Source organism: Escherichia sp. MR, from assembly GCF_005280595.1.
GTDB lineage: Bacteria > Pseudomonadota > Gammaproteobacteria > Enterobacterales > Enterobacteriaceae > Escherichia > Escherichia ruysiae.
Genome location: NZ_SZVK01000028.1, coordinates 1 through 23,706, shown reverse-complemented (window position 1 = coordinate 23,706; position 23,706 = coordinate 1). Strand labels below are relative to the sequence as shown.

The 23,706-nt window shown below is 51.6% G+C and carries 24 protein-coding genes and 4 pseudogenes; 25 read left to right on the top strand and 3 right to left on the bottom strand.

Annotation, left to right across the window (positions count from 1 at the left end; all coding sequences use genetic code 11):
- Nucleotides 1-14: 14 nt before the first annotated feature.
- From traD to FC814_RS23160, 13 genes are all read left to right on the top strand, one after another.
- Nucleotides 15-2,195, top strand: a complete 2,181-nt coding sequence (traD, locus tag FC814_RS13345) for a type IV conjugative transfer system coupling protein TraD (protein ID WP_024236211.1) — start codon at nucleotides 15-17, stop codon at nucleotides 2,193-2,195.
- Nucleotides 2,195-7,465, top strand: coding sequence for a conjugative transfer relaxase/helicase TraI (gene traI, locus FC814_RS13340; RefSeq protein ID WP_137326047.1), 5,271 nt, complete (start codon nucleotides 2,195-2,197; stop codon nucleotides 7,463-7,465). Before traD ends, traI begins: the two co-directional genes overlap by 1 nt.
- Before the next feature lie 19 nt (nucleotides 7,466-7,484).
- Nucleotides 7,485-8,231 (top strand): conjugal transfer pilus acetylase TraX, encoded by a 747-nt coding sequence (gene traX, locus FC814_RS13335; protein ID WP_000205718.1) that lies wholly within the window; start codon nucleotides 7,485-7,487, stop codon nucleotides 8,229-8,231.
- Nucleotides 8,232-8,285: 54 nt separating this feature from the next.
- Nucleotides 8,286-8,846 carry a fertility inhibition protein FinO gene (locus FC814_RS13330; RefSeq protein WP_000139345.1) on the top strand — a complete coding sequence of 187 codons (561 nt, stop codon included), beginning with the start codon at nucleotides 8,286-8,288 and terminating at the stop codon, nucleotides 8,844-8,846.
- A 130-nt stretch (nucleotides 8,847-8,976) separates the two neighbouring features.
- Nucleotides 8,977-9,177 carry a hypothetical protein gene (locus tag FC814_RS13325; RefSeq protein WP_130563236.1) on the top strand — a complete coding sequence of 67 codons (201 nt, stop codon included), beginning with the start codon at nucleotides 8,977-8,979 and terminating at the stop codon, nucleotides 9,175-9,177.
- 384 nt (nucleotides 9,178-9,561) lie between these two features.
- Nucleotides 9,562-10,161 (top strand): PIN domain-containing protein, encoded by a 600-nt coding sequence (locus FC814_RS13320; RefSeq protein WP_000256072.1) that lies wholly within the window; start codon nucleotides 9,562-9,564, stop codon nucleotides 10,159-10,161.
- 659 nt (nucleotides 10,162-10,820) lie between these two features.
- Nucleotides 10,821-11,075 (top strand): replication regulatory protein RepA, encoded by a 255-nt coding sequence (locus tag FC814_RS13310; RefSeq protein WP_000083830.1) that lies wholly within the window; start codon nucleotides 10,821-10,823, stop codon nucleotides 11,073-11,075.
- A 238-nt stretch (nucleotides 11,076-11,313) separates the two neighbouring features.
- Nucleotides 11,314-11,388, top strand: coding sequence for a RepA leader peptide Tap (tap, locus tag FC814_RS23515; RefSeq protein WP_001365705.1), 75 nt, complete (start codon nucleotides 11,314-11,316; stop codon nucleotides 11,386-11,388).
- Nucleotides 11,381-12,238 (top strand): incFII family plasmid replication initiator RepA, encoded by an 858-nt coding sequence (gene repA, locus FC814_RS13295; protein ID WP_000131006.1) that lies wholly within the window; start codon nucleotides 11,381-11,383, stop codon nucleotides 12,236-12,238. The genes tap and repA overlap by 8 nt, the downstream gene beginning before the upstream one ends.
- Before the next feature lie 700 nt (nucleotides 12,239-12,938).
- Nucleotides 12,939-13,097: a hypothetical protein gene (locus FC814_RS22860; protein ID WP_072649723.1), complete on the top strand. Its 159-nt coding sequence runs from the start codon at nucleotides 12,939-12,941 to the stop codon at nucleotides 13,095-13,097.
- Nucleotides 13,098-13,151: 54 nt separating this feature from the next.
- On the top strand, nucleotides 13,152-13,421 hold the full coding sequence (yacA, locus tag FC814_RS13285; RefSeq protein ID WP_021559054.1) for a type II toxin-antitoxin system antitoxin YacA: 270 nt from the start codon (nucleotides 13,152-13,154) through the stop codon (nucleotides 13,419-13,421).
- Nucleotides 13,421-13,699 (top strand): type II toxin-antitoxin system toxin YacB, encoded by a 279-nt coding sequence (yacB, locus tag FC814_RS13280; protein WP_001384452.1) that lies wholly within the window; start codon nucleotides 13,421-13,423, stop codon nucleotides 13,697-13,699. The genes yacA and yacB overlap by 1 nt, the downstream gene beginning before the upstream one ends.
- A 322-nt stretch (nucleotides 13,700-14,021) precedes the next feature.
- Nucleotides 14,022-14,600, top strand: coding sequence for a hypothetical protein (locus FC814_RS23160; protein WP_231235770.1), 579 nt, complete (start codon nucleotides 14,022-14,024; stop codon nucleotides 14,598-14,600).
- A gap of 338 nt (nucleotides 14,601-14,938) precedes the next feature.
- Here FC814_RS23160 and FC814_RS13270 read toward each other — a convergent pair.
- Together FC814_RS13270 and FC814_RS13265 are read right to left on the bottom strand one after the other, a co-directional pair.
- Nucleotides 14,939-15,094 (bottom strand): annotated as a pseudogene (locus tag FC814_RS13270) (IS91 family transposase); the annotation flags it as partial.
- 16 nt (nucleotides 15,095-15,110) lie between these two features.
- Nucleotides 15,111-15,347 carry a hypothetical protein gene (locus FC814_RS13265; RefSeq protein WP_034169385.1) on the bottom strand — a complete coding sequence of 79 codons (237 nt, stop codon included), beginning with the start codon at nucleotides 15,345-15,347 and terminating at the stop codon, nucleotides 15,111-15,113.
- A 287-nt stretch (nucleotides 15,348-15,634) separates the two neighbouring features.
- Here FC814_RS13265 and FC814_RS13255 point away from each other — a divergent pair, with 287 nt between their 5' ends.
- The 3 genes and pseudogenes from FC814_RS13255 to istA form a co-directional block, all read left to right on the top strand.
- Nucleotides 15,635-16,696, top strand: coding sequence for a DUF262 domain-containing protein (locus FC814_RS13255; RefSeq protein WP_034169386.1), 1,062 nt, complete (start codon nucleotides 15,635-15,637; stop codon nucleotides 16,694-16,696).
- A 3-nt stretch (nucleotides 16,697-16,699) separates the two neighbouring features.
- Nucleotides 16,700-17,335: an MAE_28990/MAE_18760 family HEPN-like nuclease gene (locus FC814_RS13250; RefSeq protein ID WP_034169387.1), complete on the top strand. Its 636-nt coding sequence runs from the start codon at nucleotides 16,700-16,702 to the stop codon at nucleotides 17,333-17,335.
- 102 nt (nucleotides 17,336-17,437) lie between these two features.
- Nucleotides 17,438-17,875 (top strand): annotated as a pseudogene (gene istA / locus FC814_RS13245) (IS21-like element IS100 family transposase); the annotation flags it as partial.
- Between the two features lie 367 nt (nucleotides 17,876-18,242).
- Here istA and FC814_RS13240 read toward each other — a convergent pair.
- Nucleotides 18,243-18,578, bottom strand: coding sequence for a hypothetical protein (locus tag FC814_RS13240; protein WP_001340323.1), 336 nt, complete (start codon nucleotides 18,576-18,578; stop codon nucleotides 18,243-18,245).
- A 337-nt stretch (nucleotides 18,579-18,915) separates the two neighbouring features.
- Here FC814_RS13240 and FC814_RS13235 point away from each other — a divergent pair, with 337 nt between their 5' ends.
- The 9 genes and pseudogenes from FC814_RS13235 to FC814_RS13200 all read left to right on the top strand — a co-directional run.
- On the top strand, nucleotides 18,916-19,896 hold the full coding sequence (locus tag FC814_RS13235) for a plasmid segregation protein ParM (protein ID WP_001218107.1): 981 nt from the start codon (nucleotides 18,916-18,918) through the stop codon (nucleotides 19,894-19,896).
- 2 nt (nucleotides 19,897-19,898) lie between these two features.
- Entirely contained in the window at nucleotides 19,899-20,321 is a 423-nt protein-coding gene (locus FC814_RS13230; RefSeq protein ID WP_000774832.1) for a plasmid partitioning/stability family protein, read from the top strand.
- Between the two features lie 3 nt (nucleotides 20,322-20,324).
- On the top strand, nucleotides 20,325-20,636 hold the full coding sequence (locus tag FC814_RS23155; RefSeq protein ID WP_077888996.1) for a hypothetical protein: 312 nt from the start codon (nucleotides 20,325-20,327) through the stop codon (nucleotides 20,634-20,636).
- A 109-nt stretch (nucleotides 20,637-20,745) separates the two neighbouring features.
- On the top strand, nucleotides 20,746-21,648 hold the full coding sequence (locus FC814_RS13220; RefSeq protein WP_104208671.1) for a DUF1281 domain-containing protein: 903 nt from the start codon (nucleotides 20,746-20,748) through the stop codon (nucleotides 21,646-21,648).
- Nucleotides 21,645-21,955 (top strand): annotated as a pseudogene (locus tag FC814_RS22855) (hypothetical protein). The gene FC814_RS13220 and the pseudogene FC814_RS22855 overlap by 4 nt, the downstream one beginning before the upstream one ends.
- A gap of 75 nt (nucleotides 21,956-22,030) precedes the next feature.
- Complete coding sequence (locus FC814_RS13215; protein WP_053285756.1) at nucleotides 22,031-22,714, top strand: DNA methylase; 684 nt, start codon at nucleotides 22,031-22,033, stop codon at nucleotides 22,712-22,714.
- Nucleotides 22,715-22,936 carry a hypothetical protein gene (locus FC814_RS13210; RefSeq protein ID WP_001104879.1) on the top strand — a complete coding sequence of 74 codons (222 nt, stop codon included), beginning with the start codon at nucleotides 22,715-22,717 and terminating at the stop codon, nucleotides 22,934-22,936. It begins immediately after the preceding gene.
- On the top strand, nucleotides 22,917-23,384 hold the full coding sequence (locus FC814_RS13205) for a DUF1380 family protein (protein WP_015056466.1): 468 nt from the start codon (nucleotides 22,917-22,919) through the stop codon (nucleotides 23,382-23,384). Before FC814_RS13210 ends, FC814_RS13205 begins: the two co-directional genes overlap by 20 nt.
- A gap of 50 nt (nucleotides 23,385-23,434) precedes the next feature.
- Nucleotides 23,435-23,706, top strand: a pseudogene (locus FC814_RS13200) (hypothetical protein); the annotation flags it as partial.

Sequence of the window (23,706 nt, the reverse complement as noted above, 5' to 3'; positions counted from 1 at the left end):
CCCGGAGTTTCATCATGAGTTTTAACGCAAAGGATATGACCCAGGGCGGTCAGATTGCGTCCATGCGTATCCGCATGTTCAGCCAGATCGCCAATATCATGCTTTACTGCCTGTTTATTTTTTTCTGGATACTCGTTGGTCTGATTTTATGGGTAAAAATAAGCTGGCAGACGTTTGTGAACGGCTGTATTTACTGGTGGTGTACCACGCTGGAAGGCATGCGGGATTTAATCAAGTCCCAGCCAGTATATGAGATCCAGTATTACGGCAAAACCTTCCGGATGAACGCGGCTCAGGTACTGCATGATAAATACATGATCTGGTGCGGTGAGCAGCTATGGTCCGCATTCGTTCTGGCGTCTGTCGTGGCCCTGGTTATTTGCCTGATTACCTTCTTTGTTGTTTCCTGGATTCTGGGGCGTCAGGGTAAACAACAGAGCGAAAATGAAGTCACAGGTGGTCGTCAGCTGACAGACAATCCGAAAGATGTTGCCCGGATGCTGAAAAAAGACGGCAAGGACTCCGATATCCGGATTGGCGACCTGCCGATTATCCGGGATTCCGAAATCCAGAACTTCTGTCTGCACGGCACAGTCGGGGCCGGTAAGTCGGAGGTTATCCGTCGTCTGGCCAACTACGCCCGTCAGCGCGGTGATATGGTGGTGATTTATGACCGTTCAGGGGAATTTGTTAAAAGTTACTATGATCCCTCCATCGATAAAATCCTGAATCCGCTGGATGCCCGCTGTGCCGCATGGGATTTGTGGAAGGAGTGCCTGACACAGCCGGATTTTGATAATACCGCGAACACGCTGATCCCTATGGGTACAAAAGAGGACCCGTTCTGGCAGGGTTCAGGACGTACCATTTTTGCGGAAGCGGCGTACCTGATGCGTAATGACCCCAACCGCAGCTACAGCAAACTGGTGGACACACTGCTTTCCATCAAAATCGAAAAACTGCGTACCTTCCTGCGTAATTCACCGGCAGCCAACCTGGTGGAAGAGAAAATTGAGAAAACGGCGATTTCCATCCGTGCTGTGCTGACCAACTACGTGAAAGCCATCCGTTACCTGCAGGGGATTGAGCATAACGGTGAGTCTTTTACCATCCGTGACTGGATGCGTGGTGTCCGGGAAGATCAGAAAAACGGCTGGCTGTTTATCTCGTCGAATGCCGACACCCATGCCTCCCTGAAGCCGGTGATCTCCATGTGGCTGTCCATTGCCATTCGTGGTCTGCTGGCAATGGGAGAAAACCGTAATCGTCGTGTGTGGTTTTTCTGTGACGAGTTACCCACGTTACACAAACTGCCGGACCTGGTGGAGATCCTGCCGGAAGCCCGTAAGTTCGGTGGCTGTTATGTGTTTGGTATCCAGTCCTATGCCCAGCTGGAAGATATCTACGGTGAGAAAGCGGCTGCCACGCTGTTTGACGTCATGAACACTCGTGCCTTTTTCCGTTCTCCCAGCCATAAGATTGCAGAGTTCGCTGCCGGTGAAATTGGTGAGAAAGAGCACCTGAAAGCCAGCGAGCAGTATTCCTACGGTGCTGACCCGGTACGTGACGGGGTATCGACCGGTAAGGATATGGAGCGTCAGACGCTGGTCAGTTATTCCGACATTCAGTCTCTGCCGGATCTGACCTGTTATGTCACTCTGCCCGGACCGTATCCGGCAGTCAAACTCTCTCTGAAATATCAGGCACGTCCGAAGGTTGCCCCGGAGTTTATTCCGCGTGACATCAACCCGGAAATGGAGAACCGTCTGAGTGCCGTACTTGCCGCAAGGGAAGCAGAAGGTCGTCAGATGGCCAGCCTCTTCGAACCGGAGGTTGCCTCCGGAGAAGGCGTGACTCAGGCTGAACAGCCACAACAGCCACAACAGCCACAACAGCCACAACAGCCACAACAGCCAGTGTCTTCTGTCATCAATGATAAGAAGTCAGATGCAGGTGTGAGTGTTCCGGCAGGGGGGATCGAGCAGGAGCTGAAAATGAAACCGGAAGAAGAGATGGAACAGCAACTGCCACCCGGGATCAGTGAATCCGGTGAAGTGGTGGATATGGCCGCTTATGAGGCATGGCAACAGGAAAATCATCCGGACATCCAGCAGCATATGCAGCGTCGTGAAGAGGTGAACATTAATGTGCACCGGGAGCGCGGGGAGGATGTTGAGCCGGGAGATGATTTCTGATGTTGAGTTTCAGCGTTGTTAAATCGGCAGGCAGTGCCGGAAACTATTACACCGACAAGGATAATTACTATGTGCTGGGCAGCATGGGAGAACGCTGGGCTGGTCAGGGGGCTGAACAGCTTGGGCTGCAGGGCAGCGTCGATAAGGATGTTTTTACCCGTCTTCTGGAGGGCAGGCTACCGGACGGGGCGGATTTAAGCCGCATGCAGGATGGCAGTAATAAGCATCGTCCCGGCTACGACCTGACCTTCTCCGCCCCCAAAAGTGTCTCCATGATGGCCATGCTCGGGGGGGATAAACGTCTTATTGATGCACATAACCAGGCCGTGGATTTTGCTGTCCGCCAGGTGGAGGCGCTGGCTTCCACACGGGTGATGACGGACGGACAGTCAGAAACGGTGCTGACCGGTAATCTGGTGATGGCACTGTTTAACCATGACACCAGTCGCGATCAGGACCCACAGTTACACACGCATGTGGTGGTGGCTAATGTCACGCAGCATAACGGCGAGTGGAAGACACTGAGCAGTGACAAAGTGGGGAAAACCGGATTTTCCGAGAACGTGCTCGCGAACCGGATTGCGTTCGGGAAAATATATCAGAGTGAGTTACGTCAGCGCGTTGAGGCGCTGGGCTATGAAACCGAAGTGGTCGGTAAGCACGGGATGTGGGAGATGCCGGGCGTACCGGTGGAGGCCTTTTCCAGTCGTTCGCAGGCTATCAGGGAGGCCGTCGGGGAAGGGGCCTCACTGAAATCCCGGGATGTGGCAGCACTGGATACGCGAAAATCCAAACAGCACGTCGATCCTGAAATCAAAATGACCGAGTGGATGCAGACGCTGAAGGAAACCGGGTTCGATATCCGGGCGTATCGTGACGCGGCGGAGCAACGGGCAGAGACCCGCACGCAGTCGCCCGGGGCTGTTTCACAGGAGGGGCCGGATGTGCAGCAGGCGGTGACACAGGCGATTGCCGGATTAAGTGAACGAAAAGTGCAGTTTACGTACACGGACGTGCTGGCCAGAACGGTCGGTATACTGCCGCCGGAAAATGGTGTGATTGAACGGGCACGCGCCGGTATCGATGAGGCCATCAGCCGTGAGCAACTCATCCCCCTTGACCGTGAGAAGGGGCTGTTCACGTCCGGGATTCATGTGCTCGATGAACTGTCAGTCCGGGCACTCAGTCGCGATATCATGAAACAGAACCGGGTAACCGTACATCCGGAGAAAAGTGTTTCCCGGACTGCCGGTTACAGCGATGCGGTCAGTGTTCTGGCACAGGATCGTCCGCCGCTGGCTATTGTGTCCGGGCAGGGTGGCGCAGCCGGGCAGCGTGAGCGGGTGGCTGAACTGGCAATGATGGCCCGGGAGCAGGGGCGGGAGGTGCAGATTATCGCTGCTGACCGTCGCTCACAGATGAACCTGAAGCAGGATGAACGGCTGTCCGGTGAACTGATAACCGGGCGTCGTCAGTTGCTGGAAGGCATGGCCTTCACACCAGGCAGTACAGTTATTGTCGACCAGGGTGAAAAACTCTCCCTGAAAGAGACGTTAACCCTGCTGGACGGTGCCGCACGTCATAACGTACAGATCCTGATAACCGACAGCGGGCAGCGAACCGGTACAGGCAGTGCGCTGATGGCCATGAAGGATGCCGGGGTGAACATATATCGCTGGCAGGGCGGAGAGCAACGACCGGCAACCATCATCAGTGAACCAGACCGTAATGTCCGCTATGCCCGGCTGGCCGGGGACTTTGCGGCCAGCGTGAAAGCCGGAGAAGAGAGCGTGGCACAGGTCAGCGGGGTACGGGAACAGGCCATACTGACACAGGCCATTCGCAGTGAGCTGAAAACACAGGGCGTGCTCGGACACCCGGAGGTAACCATGACCGCCCTGTCACCGGTCTGGCTGGACAGCCGGAGTCGTTATCTGCGGGATATGTACCGCCCGGGAATGGTGATGGAGCAGTGGAACCCGGAGACACGCAGTCATGACCGCTATGTTATCGACCGGGTGACGGCGCAGAGTCACAGCCTGACCCTGCGGGATGCGCAGGGTGAAACGCAGGTGGTGCGTATTTCTTCTCTGGACAGCAGCTGGTCGCTGTTCCGGCAGGAAAAAATGCCGGTGGCAGACGGCGAGCGTCTGAGGGTGACGGGAAAAATCCCCGGACTCCGCGTCTCCGGCGGTGACCGCCTGCAGGTGGCATCCGTCAGTGAGGACGCGATGACGGTTGTTGTGCCGGGACGGGCTGAACCGGCCACCCTGCCTGTGGGGGATTCACCGTTCACGGCACTGAAGCTGGAGAGCGGCTGGGTGGAAACACCCGGGCATTCCGTCAGCGACAGTGCGACGGTTTTTGCCTCCGTCACACAGATGGCAATGGACAATGCCACCCTGAACGGTCTGGCCCGCAGCGGTCGTGATGTCCGGCTGTATTCCTCACTGGATGAAACCCGTACTGCGGAAAAACTTGCCCGCCATCCCTCCTTTACGGTGGTTTCTGAGCAGATAAAGACGCGGGCCGGTGAGACATCGCTGGAAACGGCTATCAGTCATCAGAAGTCCGCACTTCACACGCCGGCACAGCAGGCCATTCATCTTGCCCTTCCGGTGGTGGAAAGTAAAAACCTGGCCTTCAGCCATGTGGACCTGCTGACAGAGGCAAAGTCGTTTGCTGCAGAAGGAACCAGTTTTGCTGACCTGGGGCGGGAAATCGATGCGCAGATAAAACGGGGCGATTTACTGCATGTGGATGTGGCAAAAGGTTATGGCACAGACCTGCTGGTTTCCCGTGCGTCGTATGAGGCTGAAAAAAGCATTCTTCGCCATATTCTCGAAGGTAAGGAGGCGGTCACGCCGTTGATGGAGAGAGTACCCGGCGAACTCATGGAGACGTTAACGTCGGGACAGCGTGCCGCCACCCGTATGATACTGGAAACGTCCGACCGTTTCACGGTGGTACAGGGTTATGCCGGTGTGGGTAAGACCACACAGTTCCGGGCGGTGATGTCAGCCGTGAACATGCTGCCGGCGAGTGAGCGTCCCCGAGTTGTGGGGCTGGGGCCCACGCACCGTGCGGTCGGTGAGATGCGCAGCGCCGGCGTGGATGCACAGACGCTGGCGTCCTTTCTGCATGACACGCAGCTGCAGCAGCGCAGCGGAGAAACGCCGGATTTCAGCAACACGCTGTTCCTGCTCGATGAGAGCTCAATGGTGGGCAATACCGATATGGCACGGGCATACGCCCTGATTGCGGCCGGTGGCGGTCGTGCCGTGGCCAGTGGTGACACGGACCAGCTGCAGGCCATCGCGCCCGGTCAGCCTTTCCGTCTGCAGCAGACGCGCAGTGCTGCCGATGTGGTCATCATGAAGGAGATTGTGCGTCAGACGCCGGAACTGCGGGAGGCGGTATACAGCCTGATTAACCGGGATGTGGAAAGGGCACTGTCCGGGCTTGAGAGTGTGAAACCGTCTCAGGTTCCCCGTCAGGAGGGCGCATGGGCACCGGAGCACTCCGTGACGGAGTTCAGTCACAGCCAGGAAGCGAAACTGGCAGAAGCGCAGCAGAAGGCGATGCTGAAAGGCGAGGCTTTCCCGGATATCCCCATGACACTGTATGAGGCCATTGTCCGCGACTATACCGGCAGGACACCGGAAGCACGGGAGCAGACGCTGATTGTCACGCACCTGAATGAGGACCGGCGCGTACTGAACAGCATGATTCATGATGCACGGGAAAAGGCCGGTGAGCTGGGCAAAGAGCAGGTCATGGTGCCTGTCCTGAACACAGCGAATATACGTGACGGAGAACTGCGTCGTCTCTCCACCTGGGAGAATAACCCGGATGCCCTTGCCCTGGTGGATAGTGTGTATCACCGGATTGCCGGTATCAGCAAGGATGACGGGCTGATAACCCTGGAGGATGCGGAAGGTAACACGCGGCTGATTTCGCCCCGGGAGGCGGTGGCTGAAGGTGTCACACTGTACACACCAGACAAAATCCGGGTGGGAACCGGTGACCGGATGCGCTTCACGAAGAGTGACCGGGAGCGCGGTTATGTGGCCAACAGCGTCTGGACGGTGACAGCGGTTTCCGGTGACAGTGTCACGCTGTCGGACGGACAGCAGACCCGGGTGATTCGCCCCGGTCAGGAGCGGGCAGAGCAACATATTGACCTGGCCTATGCCATCACCGCCCACGGTGCGCAGGGGACAAGTGAAACCTTTGCCATTGCGCTTGAAGGCACGGAAGGTAACCGGAAACTGATGGCAGGCTTTGAGTCAGCCTACGTGGCCCTGTCGCGTATGAAGCAGCATGTGCAGGTGTACACCGATAACCGTCAGGGCTGGACGGATGCCATTAACAATGCCGTACAGAAAGGAACAGCCCACGATGTGTTTGAGCCGAAACCGGACCGGGAGGTCATGAATGCGCAGCGGCTGTTCAGTACGGCACGGGAACTGCGGGACGTGGCGGCAGGCCGTGCCGTTCTCCGTCAGGCGGGGCTGGCCGGGGGAGACAGCCCTGCACGGTTTATTGCACCGGGACGTAAATATCCGCAGCCGTATGTGGCACTGCCGGCGTTTGACCGTAACGGCAGGTCCGCCGGTATCTGGCTGAACCCACTGACCACGGATGACGGAAACGGGCTGCGGGGATTCAGCGGTGAAGGACGGGTGAAAGGCCGCGGGGATGCGCAGTTCGTGGCCCTGCAGGGCAGCCGTAACGGAGAGAGCCTGCTGGCTGATAATATGCAGGATGGTGTCCGGATTGCCCGTGATAATCCCGACAGCGGTGTGGTGGTAAGAATTGCCGGTGAAGGTCGTCCGTGGAATCCCGGTGCCATCACCGGTGGTCGCGTGTGGGGGGATATCCCGGACAGCAGCGTCCAGCCGGGGGCCGGAAATGGCGAACCGGTCACGGCAGAGGTGCTGGCACAGCGGCAGGCTGAAGAGGCCATCCGCCGTGAAACGGAACGTCGCGCAGATGAAATTGTCCGTAAAATGGCAGAGAACAAACCTGACCTGCCGGACGGCAAAACAGAGCTGGCTGTCAGGGATATTGCCGGGCAGGAACGTGACCGGACTGCCAGTTCTGAACGGGAAACCGCACTGCCGGAGAGTGTGCTGCGTGAATCACAACGGGAACGGGAAGCGGTCCGGGAGGTTGCCCGGGAAAATCTGCTGCAGGAGCGTCTGCAGCAGATGGAGCGGGATATGGTTCGTGACCTGCAGAAAGAGAAAACCCTGGGCGGAGACTGATACAGGAAGACAAACACTGATGACAACGGATAACACGAACACGACACGTAACGATTCACTGGCTGCACGGACCGATACCTGGTTGCAGTCATTTCTGGTCTGGTCACCCGGACAGCGGGATATCATCAAAACGGTGGCACTGGTGCTGATGGTACTGGACCACATCAATCTGATATTCCAGCTGAAGCAGGAATGGATGTTTCTGGCCGGGCGAGGAGCCTTTCCGCTGTTTGCCCTGGTGTGGGGGCTGAATCTGTCCCGTCATGCGCATATCCGGCAACCGGCCATTAACCGGCTGTGGGGATGGGGAATTATTGCCCAGTTCGCATATTATCTGGCCGGCTTTCCCTGGTATGAGGGGAATATCCTGTTTGCCTTTGCAGTGGCGGCACAGGTGCTGACGTGGTGTGAAACGCGCAGTGGGTGGCGTACAGCAGCGGCCATTCTTCTGATGGCCCTGTGGGGGCCTTTGTCCGGCACCAGTTACGGCATTGCCGGGCTGCTGATGCTGGCAGTCAGCCACCGGCTGTACCGGGCGGAAGACAGAGCGGAACGTCTGGCGCTGGTCGCCTGCCTGCTGGCTGTTATTCCGGCGCTTAACCTTGCCACCAGTGATGCAGCGGCGGTGGCCGGTCTTGTGATGACGGTGCTGACCGTTGGTCTGGTGTCGTGTGCAGGAAAATCATTACCCCGTTTCTGGCCCGGGGATTTTTTCCCGGTATTCTACGCCTGTCATCTGGCTGTGCTGGGCGTTCTGGCGCTGTGACGGGTGTGGTATCTTTGGCCGCAAGAGGATGATTCGTCAGAGGCAGAACACAGCATGACAGAGCAGAAGCGACCGGTACTGACACTGAAGCGGAAAACGGAAGGGGAGACGCCTGTCCGCAGCCGGAAAACCATCATCAATGTCACCACGCCACCAAAGTGGAAGGTGAAAAAGCAGAAGCTGGCCGAGAAAGCAGCCCGGGAAGCAGAGCTGGCGGCAAAAAAAGCGCAGGCCAGACAGGCGCTGTCCATTTATCTGAACCTGCCCACGCTGGATGAGGCCGTGAATACCCTGAAACCCTGGTGGCCGGGATTGTTTGACGGTGACACGCCCCGGCTTCTGGCCTGCGGTATCCGGGACGTGTTACTGGAAGACGTGGCGCAGCGGAATATCCCGCTCTCGCATAAAAAACTGCGCAGGGCGCTGAAGGCCATCACCCGTTCAGAAAGCTATCTGTGTGCCATGAAAGCCGGTGCCTGTCGGTATGACACGGAAGGGTATGTAACGGAGCATATTTCTCAGGAGGAGGAAGTGTATGCGGCAGAGCGTCTGGATAAAATCCGCCGCCAGAACCGGATAAAGGCAGAACTTCAGGCCGTGCTCGATGAGAAATAAAAAAGCCTCCGTCAGAGAGAGGAGGCAGGGAAATAAGGCTTAAAGGAAATAACTTCCATGCCCGAAAGGAAATCGGTCCACTGAATTATTTAACACCATAATGCTGACGGGTTAAAGGGGGGAAACAAAAATGAATGGATTCAGAAACAGTTCACGGAACGGTCAGGTCTGGCGCTGGCAGCGTGCCGGAAGCCGGGCCGTTATTCTGGAGGTCAGTGGACGCTGGATGGAAGCGGCAGAAGCATGGCGACGGGCTGCCGGTGTTGCGCCCCGGACAGACTGGCAGCAGTTTGCCCGACAGAGAGCTGAACGCTGCCAGCGGCGGGGATAATGAAAAAACGGCAAAAAAAAGACCTCCCCTGAGCAAGGGAGGCCAAAAATCATTCATGACGTATCACTGGCATTGAATGAATGCTCTGTACATCAACCCTGTGAAGCTACCACCGGTTAATGCCGGGAGGTTGCGGGAAAGAAAGATAACACACAGTAATTACATGGTTAATACCCGTGGGGATGTTTTTGCGACAGGAAAGCGTCAGGTGAATAAAAAAAGACCGCCATGTGACGGTCAACGTTGTCCTGTCAGGGACAAATGCATTCAGTAAGGAGAGCAAAATAATAACATCACGTTGCCCGGCTGTTAATATCAGGCGATGTTAAGTGTTATTTATGACTCTTTTATCTGGTTGTGAAGTCTGTTAATCGGGAAAAGAAAATAGTGACCGGAAAATCAGAGAAACAACAGGTGATTGCGTTTATTGATTACGAGAACTGCAGTAATCTGACAGAAATTGCCTTAAATATATATACAGAGTTAATTATATTTGCCGGCGCGAAACAGAATAATGTGGCACTGCCAGTAAACGCTTTCCCTGAAGCAGTAAAAGTCACACTCCGGCATGTCAGCGAAGTCTCCAGGAACAATGTTGATTTTCATCTGGTGCTGGAGCTGGGGCAGTGTGTATGCCATTACGGGCCGGAGAAGGAATACCATATTGTTTCCGCTGACAAGGGATATGACGGTATTGTCCGGACACTGCAGGCGCGCGGGATTCGCTGCCGTCGCGTCTCCCCGGATAAGGCGTCATCAGTAAAGATGGCTGCACCCGACATGGATATCGTTATCCGGTGGGCAAACAAAATTCAACAGGCAGCGCGGGAGGTTCGTAATATGCCGGTAACAGAAGAGACATTTAATAATTATTTAAAATCACAGATGCGCGGTGAATGGCGTGATGTCCTGACCAGAGGTATCCGGGATGAACTGGTCCGTCGCGGGGTAATGAAAATTCAGGGGAATAAAATTATCTGGTAATATTGATGGCGGAAAATTAAATGATATTAATTTCATAAAAACAGAAAGGTCGAAAATCAATAATGGCATTTATTTCCATGACAAGACAGAGAGCTCCGCACAGATATAAAAGTAAGACCCGGTTATCGATAAGGCGAACAGATTCAGGCTCTGCCGGGTGTTATGTGACGGTTGCCGTTCGGGGGAAGCAGGAATTTATTATTGCTGAACTTGATTCAGAAATCCGGAAAATCAGACTGAAACTGACGGACTCATATGAAGAAGGGGTAAGGCTGTCTTCGGGCACGTTTACGCTTCCGGCCAGATTCTGCAGGGAAATACTGCCGGATGACGTCAGGAGTATCACCATTATTCTGGAAAAAAGCGAGGATGAGTGGTGGTACGGGAGTTACTGATATGTGGCAGAACTCCGGACACTGACGCCTTCGCGTTGCTCAGTTGTCCAACCCCGGAAACGGGAAAAAGCAAGTTTTCCCCGCTCCCGGCGTTTCTATAACTGAAAACCATACTATTTCACAGTTTAAATCACATTAAACGACAGTAATCCCCGTTGATTTGTGCGCCAACACAGATCTTCGTCACAATTCTCAAGTCGCTGATTTCAAAAAACTGTAGTATCCTCTGCGAAACGATCCCTGTTTAAGTATTGAGGAGGCGAGATGTCGCAGACAGAAAATGCAGTGACTTCCTCATCTGGCGCAAAACGAGCATACAGAAAGGGGAATCCGCTTTCTGATGCAGAGAAACAAAGATTATCAGTGGCCCGTAAAAGAGCTTCGTTCAAGGAAGTAAAAGTATTTCTTGAACCAAAGTATAAGGCCATGCTCATGCAAATGTGTCATGAAGATGGCCTGACTCAGGCTGAAGTTCTGACCGCACTGATAAAAAGTGAAGCGCAAAAACGATGCATGTGATGATGGGCTTACATTCTTGAGTGTTCAGAAGATTAGTGCTAGATTACTGATCGTTTAAGGAATTTTGTGGCTGGCCACGCCGTAAGGTGGCAAGGAACTGGTTCTGATGTGGATGTACAGGAGCCAGAAAAGCGAAAACCCCGATAATCTTCTCTAACTTTGGCGAGTACAGAAAGATTACCGGGGCCATCTAAAAACCGTATAGCCAACAATTCAGCTATGCGGGGAGTATAGTTATATGCCCGGAAAAGTTCAAGACTTCTTTCTGTGCTCACTCCTTCTGCGCATTGTAAGTGCAGGATGGTGTGACTGATCTTCAACAAACGTATTACCGCCAGGTAAAGAACCCGAATCCGGTGTTTACACCCCGTAAAGGTGCCGGAACGCTGAAGTTCTGCGAAAAACTGATGGAAAAGGCGGTGGGCTTCACCTCCCGTTTTGATTTCGCCATTCATGTGGCGCATGCCCGTTCCCGTGGTCTGCGTCGGCGCATGCCACCGGTGCTGCGTCGACGGGCTATTGATGCGCTGCTGCAGGGGCTGTGTTTCCACTATGACCCGCTGGCCAACCGCGTCCAGTGTTCCATCACCACACTGGCCATTGAGTGTGGACTGGCGACAGAGTCCGGTGCAGGAAAACTCTCCATCACCCGTGCCACCCGGGCCCTGACGTTCCTGTCAGAGCTGGGACTGATTACCTACCAGACGGAATATGACCCGCTTATCGGGTGCTACATTCCGACCGACATCACGTTCACACCGGCTCTGTTTGCTGCCCTTGATGTGTCTGAGGATGCAGTGGCAGCTGCGCGCCGCAGTCGTGTTGAATGGGAAAACAGACAGCGCAAAAAGCAGGGGCTGGATACCCTGGGTATGGATGAGCTGATAGCGAAAGCCTGGCGTTTTGTGCGTGAGCGTTTCCGCAGTTACCAGACAGAGCTTAAGTCCCGTGGAATAAAACGTGCCCGTGCGCGTCGTGATGCGGACAGGGAACGTCAGGATATTGTCACCCTGGTGAAACGGCAGCTGACGCGCGAAATCGCGGAAGGGCGATTCACTGCCAATCGTGAGGCGGTAAAACGCGAAGTGGAGCGTCGTGTGAAAGAGCGCATGATTCTGTCACGTAACCGTAATTACAGCCGGCTGGCCACAGCTTCTCCCTGAAAGTGACCTCCTCAGAATAATCCGGCCCGCGCCGGAGGCATTCGCACGCCTGAAGCCCGTCAGTGCACAAAAAATCAGCACCACATACAAAAAACAACCTCACCATCCACCTTCTGGAGCATCCGGTTCCCCCTGTTTTTAATACAAAATGCGCCTCAGCGACGGGGAATTTTGCTTATCCACATTTAACTGCAAGGGACTTCCCCATAAGGTTACAACCGTTCATGCTATAAAGCGCCAGCCGACAGCCTTACAGGGTGCAATGTATCTTTTAAACACCAGTTTATATCTCCTTTAAACTACCTAATTACATTCATTTAAAAAGAAAACCTATTCAGTGTCTGTCCTGTGGACAGACAGATATGCACCTCCCACCGCAAGCGGCGGGCCCCGACCGGAGCCAATTTAGTTACAACATGCAAAAACAGACCCCGGAAAAACCCCGGTCCAACGCAGAACCGAAACCACAGTGCCCCTCCCTCATAACTGAAAAGCGAGGCCGCCCCCGCCCAAAGGGCGGGAACAACATCGCTTTTAATTATGAATGTTGTAACTACATTCTCATCGCTGTCAGTCTTCTCGCTGGAAGTTCTCAGTACACGCTCGTAAGCGGCCCTCACGGCCCGCTAACGCGGAGATACGCCCCGACTTCGGGTAAACCCTCGTCGGGACCACTCCGACCGCGCACAGAAGCTCTCTCATGGCTGAAAGCAGGTATGGTCTGGCAGGGCTGGGGATGGGTAAGGTGAAATCTATCAATCAGTACCGGCTTACGCCGGGCTTCGGCGGTTTTACTCCGGTATCACATGTAACCACAGCGTGCCGCCTTCCATGCCGCTGGCGCGGCATATCCTGGTGACAATATCTGAATCATTATATACTGTGTATATACGTAGTAATGACGAGGTGATAAATGGCACAGATTAATATGAGTTTAAGAATCGACGCTGAACTGAAGGATGCTTTTATGGCCGCTGCAAAAAGCATGGACCGTAATGCCTCTCAGTTAATCCGGGATTTTATGCGCCAGACTGTTGAACGGCAGCATAATACCTGGTTCCGTGACCAGGTTGCGGCAGGACGTCAGCAACTCGAGCGCGGCGATGTGCTTCCCCATGACATGGTCGAATCTTCTGCCGCTGCATGGCGGGATGAAATGAGCAGGAAGGTCGCCGGTAAATGATGGAGATATTCTGGACCATGCTGGCCAGCCAGGACAGGAAGCGCATTCGTGAGTACATTGCGGAGCAGAACCTGATGGCCGCCATTGAACTGGACGAACGGATTGGTTATTCAGCCAGCAGCCTGGCCGGGCAGCCGTATAAAGGCCGCAACGGTCGTGTGGAAGGTACCCGGGAACTGGTTATTCACCCGCATTTTGTTCTGGTTTATGAGGTCGACAGCCAGTGGGGAAAAGTGTATATCCTGCGCGTATTGCATACTGCACAGAAGTGGCCATAGAGGCTGTATGGAATCAGTTGTGAATCATGACGAAGAAACATTGGGGCGAGCACTGATAGGGGGCAGTCTGGAGAACGGAAATTATTGTACGGTAAGCCAGTTTTCTAACCAGGCTGAGTGTTGTTTCTCAATTTGACTTAATCAGCTGATCTTGCCACTATAACGCTAGGTGGTGATGGTCACCTGGCGCCTGTCTCGCAAAGCAATAGCCCATCTTTATTAGGTTTTACCTACATCATACTTGGCTCGCCACATTTGTGACGCTCAGAGTCCGGTTAGCAGGCTATCGGTTCTAAAAGCGTCTGAAATTTGGAGAACAGCCATGTCAAAATATTCTTGTATTAACATTATCAAAACCAAAGCAAAAAAAATGGTGCGCTCTAATACTGCACTCACGCAAGTCCAAGCGTTAGAGCTTATTGCTCAAAATTCGAATTTTTCGAGTTACCATGAACTTATTCAGGTTGCAAAAAAAACACCGTTGGAATCTCGCTTGTTGATAGCTGCTTTTGGTGATTCTGATTTCAAAGATGTCATTTATAACTTATACGGCAGTTGTACCGACGGTCCCTACCCTTCTCTTGAAATAGCTGTAGAGGAAGAGTTATCAGACTTGATCGCAACTACCAATGCAGATGGTTTTACCATTGAAGACCTAGAGATTACAGATGCATTTTACGATGATACAAAGGGTATTTTGCATTTGGAAGTTGCATTCCTTTACCAGGGCGACCAGCTACCAGACCATGTTTACTCCGGTACGGAATTCGAAGTTGAGGCCAAAGTTCGGTTGTCATGGCGCAGTGAAAAATGGAATTTTATCAATGAGGATTTTGAAGTCATTAGCGTAGTATCCGATACTGAGCGTGATTGGTTCGAGGAAGAATCAGAAGAAATCTGACAGTAGGACGGTAAGCCTGAATTGATACAGGCTTACCTATAGCAATAGGGGACATTCTGATGCGAGATATAAAGAGTGATCTCATAGGGGTCAGTTTGGATATAGTGAATTATTGTACGGTAAGTCTGTTTTTTGAACAGATTTACCTATCGCGATAGGGTGTACTCCAACGCTATACGGTCTTTGGCAGACCTTTAGGGAAATGAGATAACCTAAATGCGATAAGAGAAAAGCAATAACTTAAAGGCGATAGCTTATTACGATAAATCAATCAGTTTCTTATCAGTATCGATTAAAAAATGCTCCTAACGTACAATAATTTCCGTTTCCCAAACCGCCCCCAGTATCCGCGTGCCGCAGGCCAACATTTTGGTGACAGCCTCAACCTCGATATCGCGCAGACCGCCCGCATCTAGGAAGGACGTCCAGCACTGGTTGGCTGTGAACAGGCGTTTCAGCGGTCGGGGCTGAAAATCACCACCACTTCGGGTCATCCGCCTTCATCTCCGCTTATGTTTCGTATAAATCAAAACGACGGCAGGTATGGCAGAACGTGACGTATTCGTATGGTGAATCCGGGTACATTTTGTGAAAGGTTTTCCAGAAACAGACCGTGCAGGAGGGATGACCGGTGATAAAGTCTGCAAATACGGACTGATAAGGGTGATTATTGGCTCTGGCGACGGCTTTCAGAACCTCTTTCACCATTCTGGTGTGGACTTTCTGGTGTTCCAGGTTGTGTGACATGGGGACTCATTCTGGATGGTTACTCTGAAGGTTCATATTCTGCCACACCCCGATTTGCAGCCGCCAGGCTGCCGTGGTTCCGGCGAAGAACCCCAGAAAGAAGTTATAGGTATTGCTAAAAGTAGGGTAATATGTCACTCCGATAAGTGTCGCGTTTAAAGCCTGTGTTCAGTTGACTCTTCAACGAATCTGAGGGACAAAAGTAAAGAGGTGGCCTTCTATTGGAGAACTATGGCTTGAATTAGGTATTAGCCGAGCTATGTATTTTAGAGGGAAAAAGAGTTGTTATGAATGATTTAGAGAACCAAATTATTGAGCTAAAGAAAACTGTAGCCTATGACAGTAAAGATTACACTATTGAATTATTGGTGAATAAGTATTCCACAGGTATCGATAAGGAAGATAATGAGATTTATGTTCCTGAATATCAAAGAGATTTTGTGTGGAGTGAGTCACGTCAATCAAAGTTGATTGAGTCAATAGTTCTTGGATTACCAGTCCCACCAATTTTTGTTGCTGAGAATAGCAATGGAAGGCTGGAAATTGTGGATGGTTCCCAGAGGATTAGAACGCTTAACGCTTTCTTGAATGAAAACCTTAAGTTATGTAACCTTGATAAAGTCACCAAATTAAATGGAATGACGTTTGAAGATTTTGATATATCAAGGAAAAGAAAATTTAAAAATACAACAATTGCTGTCTTTGTTCTTTCCGAGTCCGCGAATGATGAAGTAAAGAATGATCTTTTTGAACGAATCAACAAAGGTAGTGATATTCTTAGAAATATGGAAACAAGGAAAGGTGTTTACCGAGGAGCTTTCACTGATTTCATTTATAAAACATGTGCTAAAAATGATGAGTTCATAAGGGCCATTCCGTTAGCAAAAACAGTAGCCAAACGCCAGGAACATGAAGAGTTAATTCTTAGATTTTTTGCCTTGGTCGATTCATACCCTAAGTTCTCGGCTTTTTCTCGTAGCGTTACTAATGCACTAGATGATTATATGTCATCAAAAACAAATGCATTTGATGAGCAAGAGAAAGCGAAAAAAGAGAAAGATTTTAATCGTATGGTCTCTTTTGTCGTGAATAATTTTAAAAATGGTTTTTCAAAAAGAAACTCTCAAGAAGTTTCTAGAATATTTTTTGAGGCTATATCCGTTGGTACTCACTTGGCGCTAGAGGAAAAACCAAACCTTCAGTTAACGGAAAAAGTTGATTCATCTATTCTTTTGTCTAACAAAGAGTTCCATAAGGCTGTTACTGGGCAATATAGAACACATTCTAATGACATTTTAAGAAAGCGAATTGAATTCGTCAGGGATAAATTATTAGAAATGGCGGTGTAATCCATGAATGCGGTGAAGGCTGACTTTACAGAGCGGTTTAGTGATGTAAACCGTTTATATGAACACATAGATAAACTATCTAAAGCTAATGGCAATGTAGATATTATATTGATATTAAAAGCAAGCTTGTATATAGCGTTATACAATAATATTGAAGCTGTCATTTACTCAATACTTGAACGAATTCATGAGGAGGTGTCTGTATGTGAATATAAAAAAGTAACGCCAAACATAAAGAACATGATCATTGAATATTATTTGCCAGCAGTAAGTGAAAAAAAACGTAACTTTGCTATTAAAAACATAGCTGATTTTAATTTAAAACTTCCATCTTTCAGTCAATACCAAAATAAGAAAAACGTTTTCTCTGGTAACTTAGACGTAAAAGCTATTCGTGAGATATTTAAAAAGTATGGGATCATATTTAAGTATAATATTAATTCCACACTAATACTTGAAGTGAAAAACAAGAGAAATAAAATAGCTCATGGTGAGTGCAGCCTTAGCGATGCCGGGAAAAATGTGAAGCTCGAAGGATTGAAAAAAACAGTTACTTCAGTTGAATGCTTATTGAATGAGTGTATGTTGCAAACAGAAGATTTTCTTATGAACCATAGATACCTAGATCCTTCTAACTAACTCATGTGAGACTAAATGTCACGAACGGTGCAATAGTGATCCACACCCAACGCCTGAAATCAGATCCAGGGGGTAATCTGCTCTCCTGATTCAGGAGAGCTTATGGTCACTTTTGAGACAGTTATGGAAATTAAAATCCTGCACAAGCAGGGAATGAGTAGCCGGGCGATTGCCAGAGAACTGGGGATCTCCCGCAATACCGTTAAACGTTATTTGCAGGCAAAATCTGAGCCGCCAAAATATACACCGCGACCTGCTGTTGCTTCACTCCTGGATGAATACCGGGATTATATTCGTCAACGCATCGCCGATGCTCATCCTTACAAAATCCCGGCAACGGTAATCGCTCGCGAGATCAGAGACCAGGGATATCGTGGCGGAATGACCATTCTCAGGGCGTTCATTCGTTCTCTCTCGGTTCCTCAGGAGCAGGAGCCTGCCGTTCGGTTCGAAACTGAACCCGGACGACAGATGCAGGTTGACTGGGGCACTATGCGTAATGGTCGCTCACCGCTTCACGTGTTCGTTGCTGTTCTCGGGGTCTGAAGTCCAATGGAACGAAAACGTACGTTAGTGAAGTAACTGTATGATATATCAAGACATAATGGACATAGAAAAACGCCATCAAAACGGTGTCTTTTTAATCGAAAATTGGCACTTAACGGACGGCATTGTCTACTAATCGATTTTTAGACGATAATTTTCCTCTTACCGTACATTTTCGTACGGTTGGCCCTCAAACCCCGATTTGAACTCAATCGGATAACCTGAATGCAATACCGCAATGGCGATAATTTAAAAGCGATAGCCGTTGACGCAAAATCAATCCGTTACGCATCTCTATTGGTTAAATAATGCGCTTAACGTACAAAATTTTCCCATATCCAAACTGACCCCTTAAAGGACATCAACACGCATTCGGCGTTTTTTCTTGTCCAATTGTGATTTTCGTGAGCTCCGTATCAGTGAAATTTCCCTTTCCTGATTCTGTGTCAAAGTCACCAGGTTTGAACCGGTGTACATCCTGCCATATAGAGAAACAGGTGTGGCAGGTGACAGGCAGTTCTCCATCAGCCACCTTTTCGCAGTTTTCAATCAGTACCCGTTCCTTATTGTATTGTAAGTTATAACCACTTGTGCAAAGCGTTTCATACCCGTGAGCGCCTGTCACGATATGTGTGGCAATCCGTTCCCTGACTTTTCCGTTCACTAATAACTGTTCACGTGTGGTGATCGTTCGCATTCTCTTCCTCATCAGCTTTCCTGTAGAAGCCTCCTGACTATAAGGCTCCGGATATCTTACCCGCTCATTTTGGCTGGAGGTAGTGGTGGCGTCAGAGGATGAATTACTGACATTGTATATGAAGCTTTGAGTTTTTTCTGGATTTCATCAGTGTTTATCTTTATTTGTTCTTGTTTGTTCTCTTTTGTGCTGTTGGAGTCGGTTTTTGTCTGTGTTTTTCTTTATTTTTCCATTTGTGGCCGATATCAGGTCTTTACCGATACGTTGTTTTAGGTGATAATCGTTTTTGATCTCGTATTTTTCTAAAAAAATCCATTTTATTTATGTGAGGTTCTAGATGCGTATCTTTGTAGACGACGGCTCTACCAACATCAAACTGGCCTGGGTTGAAGACGGTGCAGTGAAAACGTTAATTAGTCCGAATAGTTTTAAGCCGGAATGGTCTATGACGCTGCAGGGACTGACTGATGCCACTGTACCCGCTTCCGCAAACTATGAGATTGATGGAGAAAAATACAGCTTTGATCAATTGAGTCCGGATGCAGTGCGCACCACAGAAACGCGTTATCAGTACAGCGACGTTAATGTGGTTGCTATTCATCATGCGTTGATGCAGTCAGGTATTGCTCCACAACCTGTTGATATTGTTGTGACTTTACCTTTAGGTGAGTATCTGGATGAGAACGATCAGCCAAATCTGGCTAATATCGAACGTAAGAAAAATAATGTCCGGCGAACTGTAACAGTTCAGGGGCGTGAAAACTTTACCATTCGTAAAGTCAGTGTCTTGCCTGAGTCCGTGCCTGCCGGTTTTGACGTGCTGAAAGATCTGAATGATCTGGAGTCGCTGTTGATTGTTGATATCGGTGGAACGACCCTTGATATTGCACATGTGCGCAGCAAAATGTCAGGTTTCACAAAAACCTATTGTGACCCCAAGACTGGCGTCTCCATCATTACTGAAGCAGTTAAGCATGCGATGGATGTGAATGTGAGTACACGAACCAGTTCTTATTTTGCAGATCGTCTAATCCAGGGCCGGGATGACAATGAATTCCTGACCCGTTATATCCCGAATGCAGAACAGCGTGAGCGGATCCTGACAGTATTACGTGACCGGGAAAAAAAACTGCAGCATCGTGTGGCGGATTCAGTAGGACGCTTTGCTGGTTTTACTCATGTTATGGTTGTTGGCGGTGGTGCCAGCCTTGTGGCTGGGGCAGTAAAAAAAGCGACAGGAGTGGGTGATAACCGTTTCTTTGTCAGTGACAATCCTCAGTTCGATCTGGTGTTGGGAATGATGGCAATGAAGGGATGAGTATGGCTGATAATCGTAAGTGCTCTTTTTATATTTATCCGGAACGAAATGCAGCTGATCGGGTGGCCGACAGGTTTCTTGAAAAATTGCCTCAGAAAGAACGTGGTCGGGCAATGCGGGCCATGATGTTGTGTGGTGCTGCATTGATGAAGCAGGATGAACGATTGCCGTTCCTGATAGCTGAATTCCTGACAGACAGCACGTCTATGCAGGATATTCAACGAATTATCAGTAGTACGCTACCACAACAGGAAAATGGTGAAGTCGTTCGTTTGCTGGAGGCATTTCTGCAGTCTGCTGGTAATAATGCAAAAGCGATCCTGCCTGCGGTTGATTCTGCTACGCAAGAAATATCTGCTCCAGTCGATCAGAATCTCCTGGAAACAAGAAACAACATTAAGAACTTGTTTCCGGATGATGAATAAGAACTGAACTCTGTTAAAGGACGCTGTTGCGTCCTTTTTTCTTTTCCGACAAAGGATGTCGCCGGGCTCCTCTTTTTACTGCGCCGGCTGACGCGGCGCGGCAGGAACGCTGCCTGTGGTCAGTATCCCGCGTCCGGCCGGGCACGGGACGGGCGCTTTTACCGCTCCCGGCTGGCGTCGGTGGCAGTGTACGCCAGCCCGTCGCCCTTTTCTGATGAACGCCCTTCAAGCCGCTTTCGCGGCATATCCTCGCCGTCAAACAGACGACGGCTGCGGTATTCCACGGTCGGCCTGACCCGTTACCGGACGCGGTGAACAGCCCACAGGCCGCGGGGAACGGGCGCCACAGGGGCGCCCTCCCGGTGCTCTCTGCTGAAGCAGAAGTGAGAGGAGAATTCCCATGCCAAACTGGTGCTCAAATCGTATGCATTTTTCTGGTGAACCGGCACAGATTGCTGAGATTAAACGACTGGCCAGCGGTGCAGTCACACCGTTTTATCGCCGCGCCACAAATGAAGGTATTCAGCTGTTTCTGGCCGGAAGTGCCGGACTTCTGCAGACCACTGAAGATGTGCAGTTTGAACCGTGCCCCGGAGTGACGGCTGCCGGATGTGGTGTTGTATCGCCGGAGAATATCGCGTTCACCCGCTGGCTGACACACCTGCAGAACGGTGTGCTACTGGATGAACAAAACTGCCTGATGCTGCATGAACTCTGGCTGCAGAGTGGTACTGGCCAGCGTCGCTGGGAAGGATTACCGGATGAGGTCAGGGAAACCATCACCGTGCATTTCACCGCCAAAAGAGGTGACTGGTGTGGCTTCTGGAGTAACGAGGATGTATCGGTGTGGTGGAACCGTCTGTGTGACAATGTACTGCCGGAAAAAACCATGCCGTTTGACCTGCTGACGGTTCTGCCCACCCGCCTGGATGTTGAAGTGAATGGCTTTAACGGTGGTGTTCTGAATGGTGTTCCTTCTGCGTATCACTGGTATACCGAACGGTATGGCGTGAAGTGGCCTTGTGGGTATGACCTGAATATCCGCAGTCAGGGAGACAACTTCATTCAGGTTGATTTCGACACGCCGTGGTGTCAGCCGGAAAGCGACGTTATTGCAGAATTAAGCCGCCGTTTCAGTTGCACACTGGAGCACTGGTATACCGAGCAGGGCTGCAATTTCTGTGGCTGGCAGCGATATGAGCGTGGAGAGCTTGTTGATGTCCTGTGGGGGGAACTGGAATGGTCTTCCCCGACAGATGACGATGAGCTGCCGGAAGTCACCGGACCTGCGTGGATTGTCGACAAGGTGGCGCATTACGGTGGATGAATTCTGACGGAGACGGGCGGGCAACCGCCCGTTTCTTTTCCGACAAAGGATGTCGCCGTGCTCCTCTTTTTACTGCGCCGGCTGACGCGGCGCGGCATAAACGCTGCCTGTGGTCAGTGTCCCGCGTCCGGCGGGCACGGGACGGACGCTTTTACCGCTCCCGGCTGGCGTCAGTGACAGTGTACGCCAGCCCGTCGCCCTTTCTGATGAACGCCCTTCAAGCCGCTTTCGCGGCATAGCCTTGCCGTCAAACAGACGACGGCTGCGGTATTCCACGGTCGGCCTGACCCGTTACCGGACGCGGTGAACAGCCCACAGGCAGCGGGGAACGGGCACCACAGGGGTGCCCTCCCGGTGCCCTCTGTAAGAGAAGGAGGCTTCTATGTCCCGTTTTATCCTGGGTGACTGCGTGCGAGTTATGGCCACGTTTCCGGACAATGCTGTCGATTTCATCCTCACCGACCCGCCGTATCTCGTCGGTTTCCGTGACCGTTCCGGGCGCACCATTGCTGGCGATAAAACCGACGAATGGCTGCAACCGGCCTGTAATGAGATGTACCGCGTGCTGAAAAAAGACGCGCTGATGGTGAGCTTCTATGGCTGGAACCGTATTGACCGCTTTATGGCAGCCTGGAAACGCGCCGGATTCAGCGTTGTAGGGCATCTCGTCTTCACCAAAAACTACACATCGAAGGCCGCATATGTGGGCTATCGCCACGAATGCGCCTATATCCTGGCAAAAGGCCGTCCACGTCTGCCACAAAACCCGCTGCCGGACGTGCTGGGCTGGAAATATTCAGGCAACCGCCATCACCCGACGGAAAAGCCTGTTACCAGCCTGCAACCACTGATTGAGAGCTTCACACATCCGAACGCGATTGTGCTGGACCCGTTTGCAGGCAGCGGCTCAACCTGCGTCGCCGCCCTTCAGTCCGGACGCCGGTATATCGGTATCGAGCTGCTTGAACAGTATCACCGTGCCGGACAGCAACGACTGGCCGCCGTGCAACGGGCCATGCAGCAGGGGGCCGCGAATGATGACTGGTTTGAACCGGAGGCTGCGTAAATGAACTATGCCGGACACGAAAAACTGCGCGCCGAGGTGGCGGAGGTGGCCAATGCCATGTGCGACCTGCGTACAACCATGAATGAGATGGAGCAGCGGTACAGCTTTAATGCCGACACCCTGCCGGAACGTCTGGTGCGTCAGACGCTGTTTCGCGCAAACCGCCTCCTGATGGAGGCATATACCGAAATTCTGGAACTGGATGCGTGCTTTAAAGACTGAGAAGGAGACGAGAATGTACGGAACATGCGAAACGCTGTGCCGGGAGCTGGCAGCAAAGTATCCGGGAGACACGCCACTGATGCTGGTTATCTGGTCTCCGGAAGAGATTCAGGCACTGGCTGACGGTATGGAAATTTCTCTGACCGATCATGAAATCAGGACCGTCCTGGCGCGCATGGAGGACATCCCGGAAGACCAGCGGACTGAATCCGGTATTTCTTCCGCCGCGGTGATGGAGATTATCAGCAACGTGAGCGAAAACCGCCAGGTGACCGTCCCTGCTGAACTGCTGGCGTCCCTGATTCAGACCGCTGAACAGGCACTGTGGAAACGTGAGTGGGCCGCCCGTGATAACGGCCTCGCCGTCCCGGAATGCGTTACCCGCCGTCAGGCGGTGGTTAATCAGGCCCGCACCCTGCTGAAAAACAACACACACGAAAACAACTGATGTTATCGCCGCCTGCCCTGCGGGCGGCGATACAGGGAGAACGCTTAATCATGAACGAAAACAGCACGCTGAACGCACTGATTTGTCGTCACGCCCGTAACCTGCTGCTGGCGCAGGGCTGGCCGGAAGAGACGGATGTTGACCAGCGAAATCCGAACTATCCGGGCTGGATCAGCATTTACGTGCGGCTGGATGCGCCCCGGCTGGCGACGTTACTTATCAACCGTCACGGCGGCGTACTGCCGCCGCTCCTGGCCTCCGCCATTCAGAGACTGACCGGAACCGGGGCGGAACTGGTACTGTCCGGCAGTCAGTGGCAGTC

Excerpts from the sequence above, each read along its gene's own strand:
- FC814_RS13330 (WP_000139345.1), top strand. The coding sequence starts at position 8,286 with ATGACAGAGCAGAAGCGACCGGTACTGACACTGAAGCGGAAAACGGAA.
- yacB (WP_001384452.1), top strand. The coding sequence starts at position 13,421 with ATGGAGATATTCTGGACCATGCTGGCCAGCCAGGACAGGAAGCGCATT.
- traX (WP_000205718.1), top strand. The coding sequence starts at position 7,485 with ATGACAACGGATAACACGAACACGACACGTAACGATTCACTGGCTGCA.
- FC814_RS13215 (WP_053285756.1), top strand. The coding sequence starts at position 22,031 with ATGTCCCGTTTTATCCTGGGTGACTGCGTGCGAGTTATGGCCACGTTT.
- yacA (WP_021559054.1), top strand. The coding sequence starts at position 13,152 with ATGGCACAGATTAATATGAGTTTAAGAATCGACGCTGAACTGAAGGAT.
- traD (WP_024236211.1), top strand. The coding sequence starts at position 15 with ATGAGTTTTAACGCAAAGGATATGACCCAGGGCGGTCAGATTGCGTCC.
- FC814_RS13230 (WP_000774832.1), top strand. The coding sequence starts at position 19,899 with ATGGCTGATAATCGTAAGTGCTCTTTTTATATTTATCCGGAACGAAAT.
- FC814_RS13250 (WP_034169387.1), top strand. The coding sequence starts at position 16,700 with ATGAATGCGGTGAAGGCTGACTTTACAGAGCGGTTTAGTGATGTAAAC.
- FC814_RS13235 (WP_001218107.1), top strand. The coding sequence starts at position 18,916 with ATGCGTATCTTTGTAGACGACGGCTCTACCAACATCAAACTGGCCTGG.
- FC814_RS22860 (WP_072649723.1), top strand. The coding sequence starts at position 12,939 with ATGGCTGAAAGCAGGTATGGTCTGGCAGGGCTGGGGATGGGTAAGGTG.
- FC814_RS13240 (WP_001340323.1), bottom strand. The coding sequence starts at position 18,578 with ATGCGAACGATCACCACACGTGAACAGTTATTAGTGAACGGAAAAGTC.
- FC814_RS23160 (WP_231235770.1), top strand. The coding sequence starts at position 14,022 with ATGTCAAAATATTCTTGTATTAACATTATCAAAACCAAAGCAAAAAAA.
- FC814_RS13210 (WP_001104879.1), top strand. The coding sequence starts at position 22,715 with ATGAACTATGCCGGACACGAAAAACTGCGCGCCGAGGTGGCGGAGGTG.
- FC814_RS13220 (WP_104208671.1), top strand. The coding sequence starts at position 20,746 with ATGCATTTTTCTGGTGAACCGGCACAGATTGCTGAGATTAAACGACTG.
- FC814_RS13310 (WP_000083830.1), top strand. The coding sequence starts at position 10,821 with ATGTCGCAGACAGAAAATGCAGTGACTTCCTCATCTGGCGCAAAACGA.
- FC814_RS13255 (WP_034169386.1), top strand. The coding sequence starts at position 15,635 with ATGAATGATTTAGAGAACCAAATTATTGAGCTAAAGAAAACTGTAGCC.
- FC814_RS13205 (WP_015056466.1), top strand. The coding sequence starts at position 22,917 with ATGCGTGCTTTAAAGACTGAGAAGGAGACGAGAATGTACGGAACATGC.
- FC814_RS13325 (WP_130563236.1), top strand. The coding sequence starts at position 8,977 with ATGAATGGATTCAGAAACAGTTCACGGAACGGTCAGGTCTGGCGCTGG.
- traI (WP_137326047.1), top strand. The coding sequence starts at position 2,195 with ATGTTGAGTTTCAGCGTTGTTAAATCGGCAGGCAGTGCCGGAAACTAT.
- FC814_RS13265 (WP_034169385.1), bottom strand. The coding sequence starts at position 15,347 with ATGTCACACAACCTGGAACACCAGAAAGTCCACACCAGAATGGTGAAA.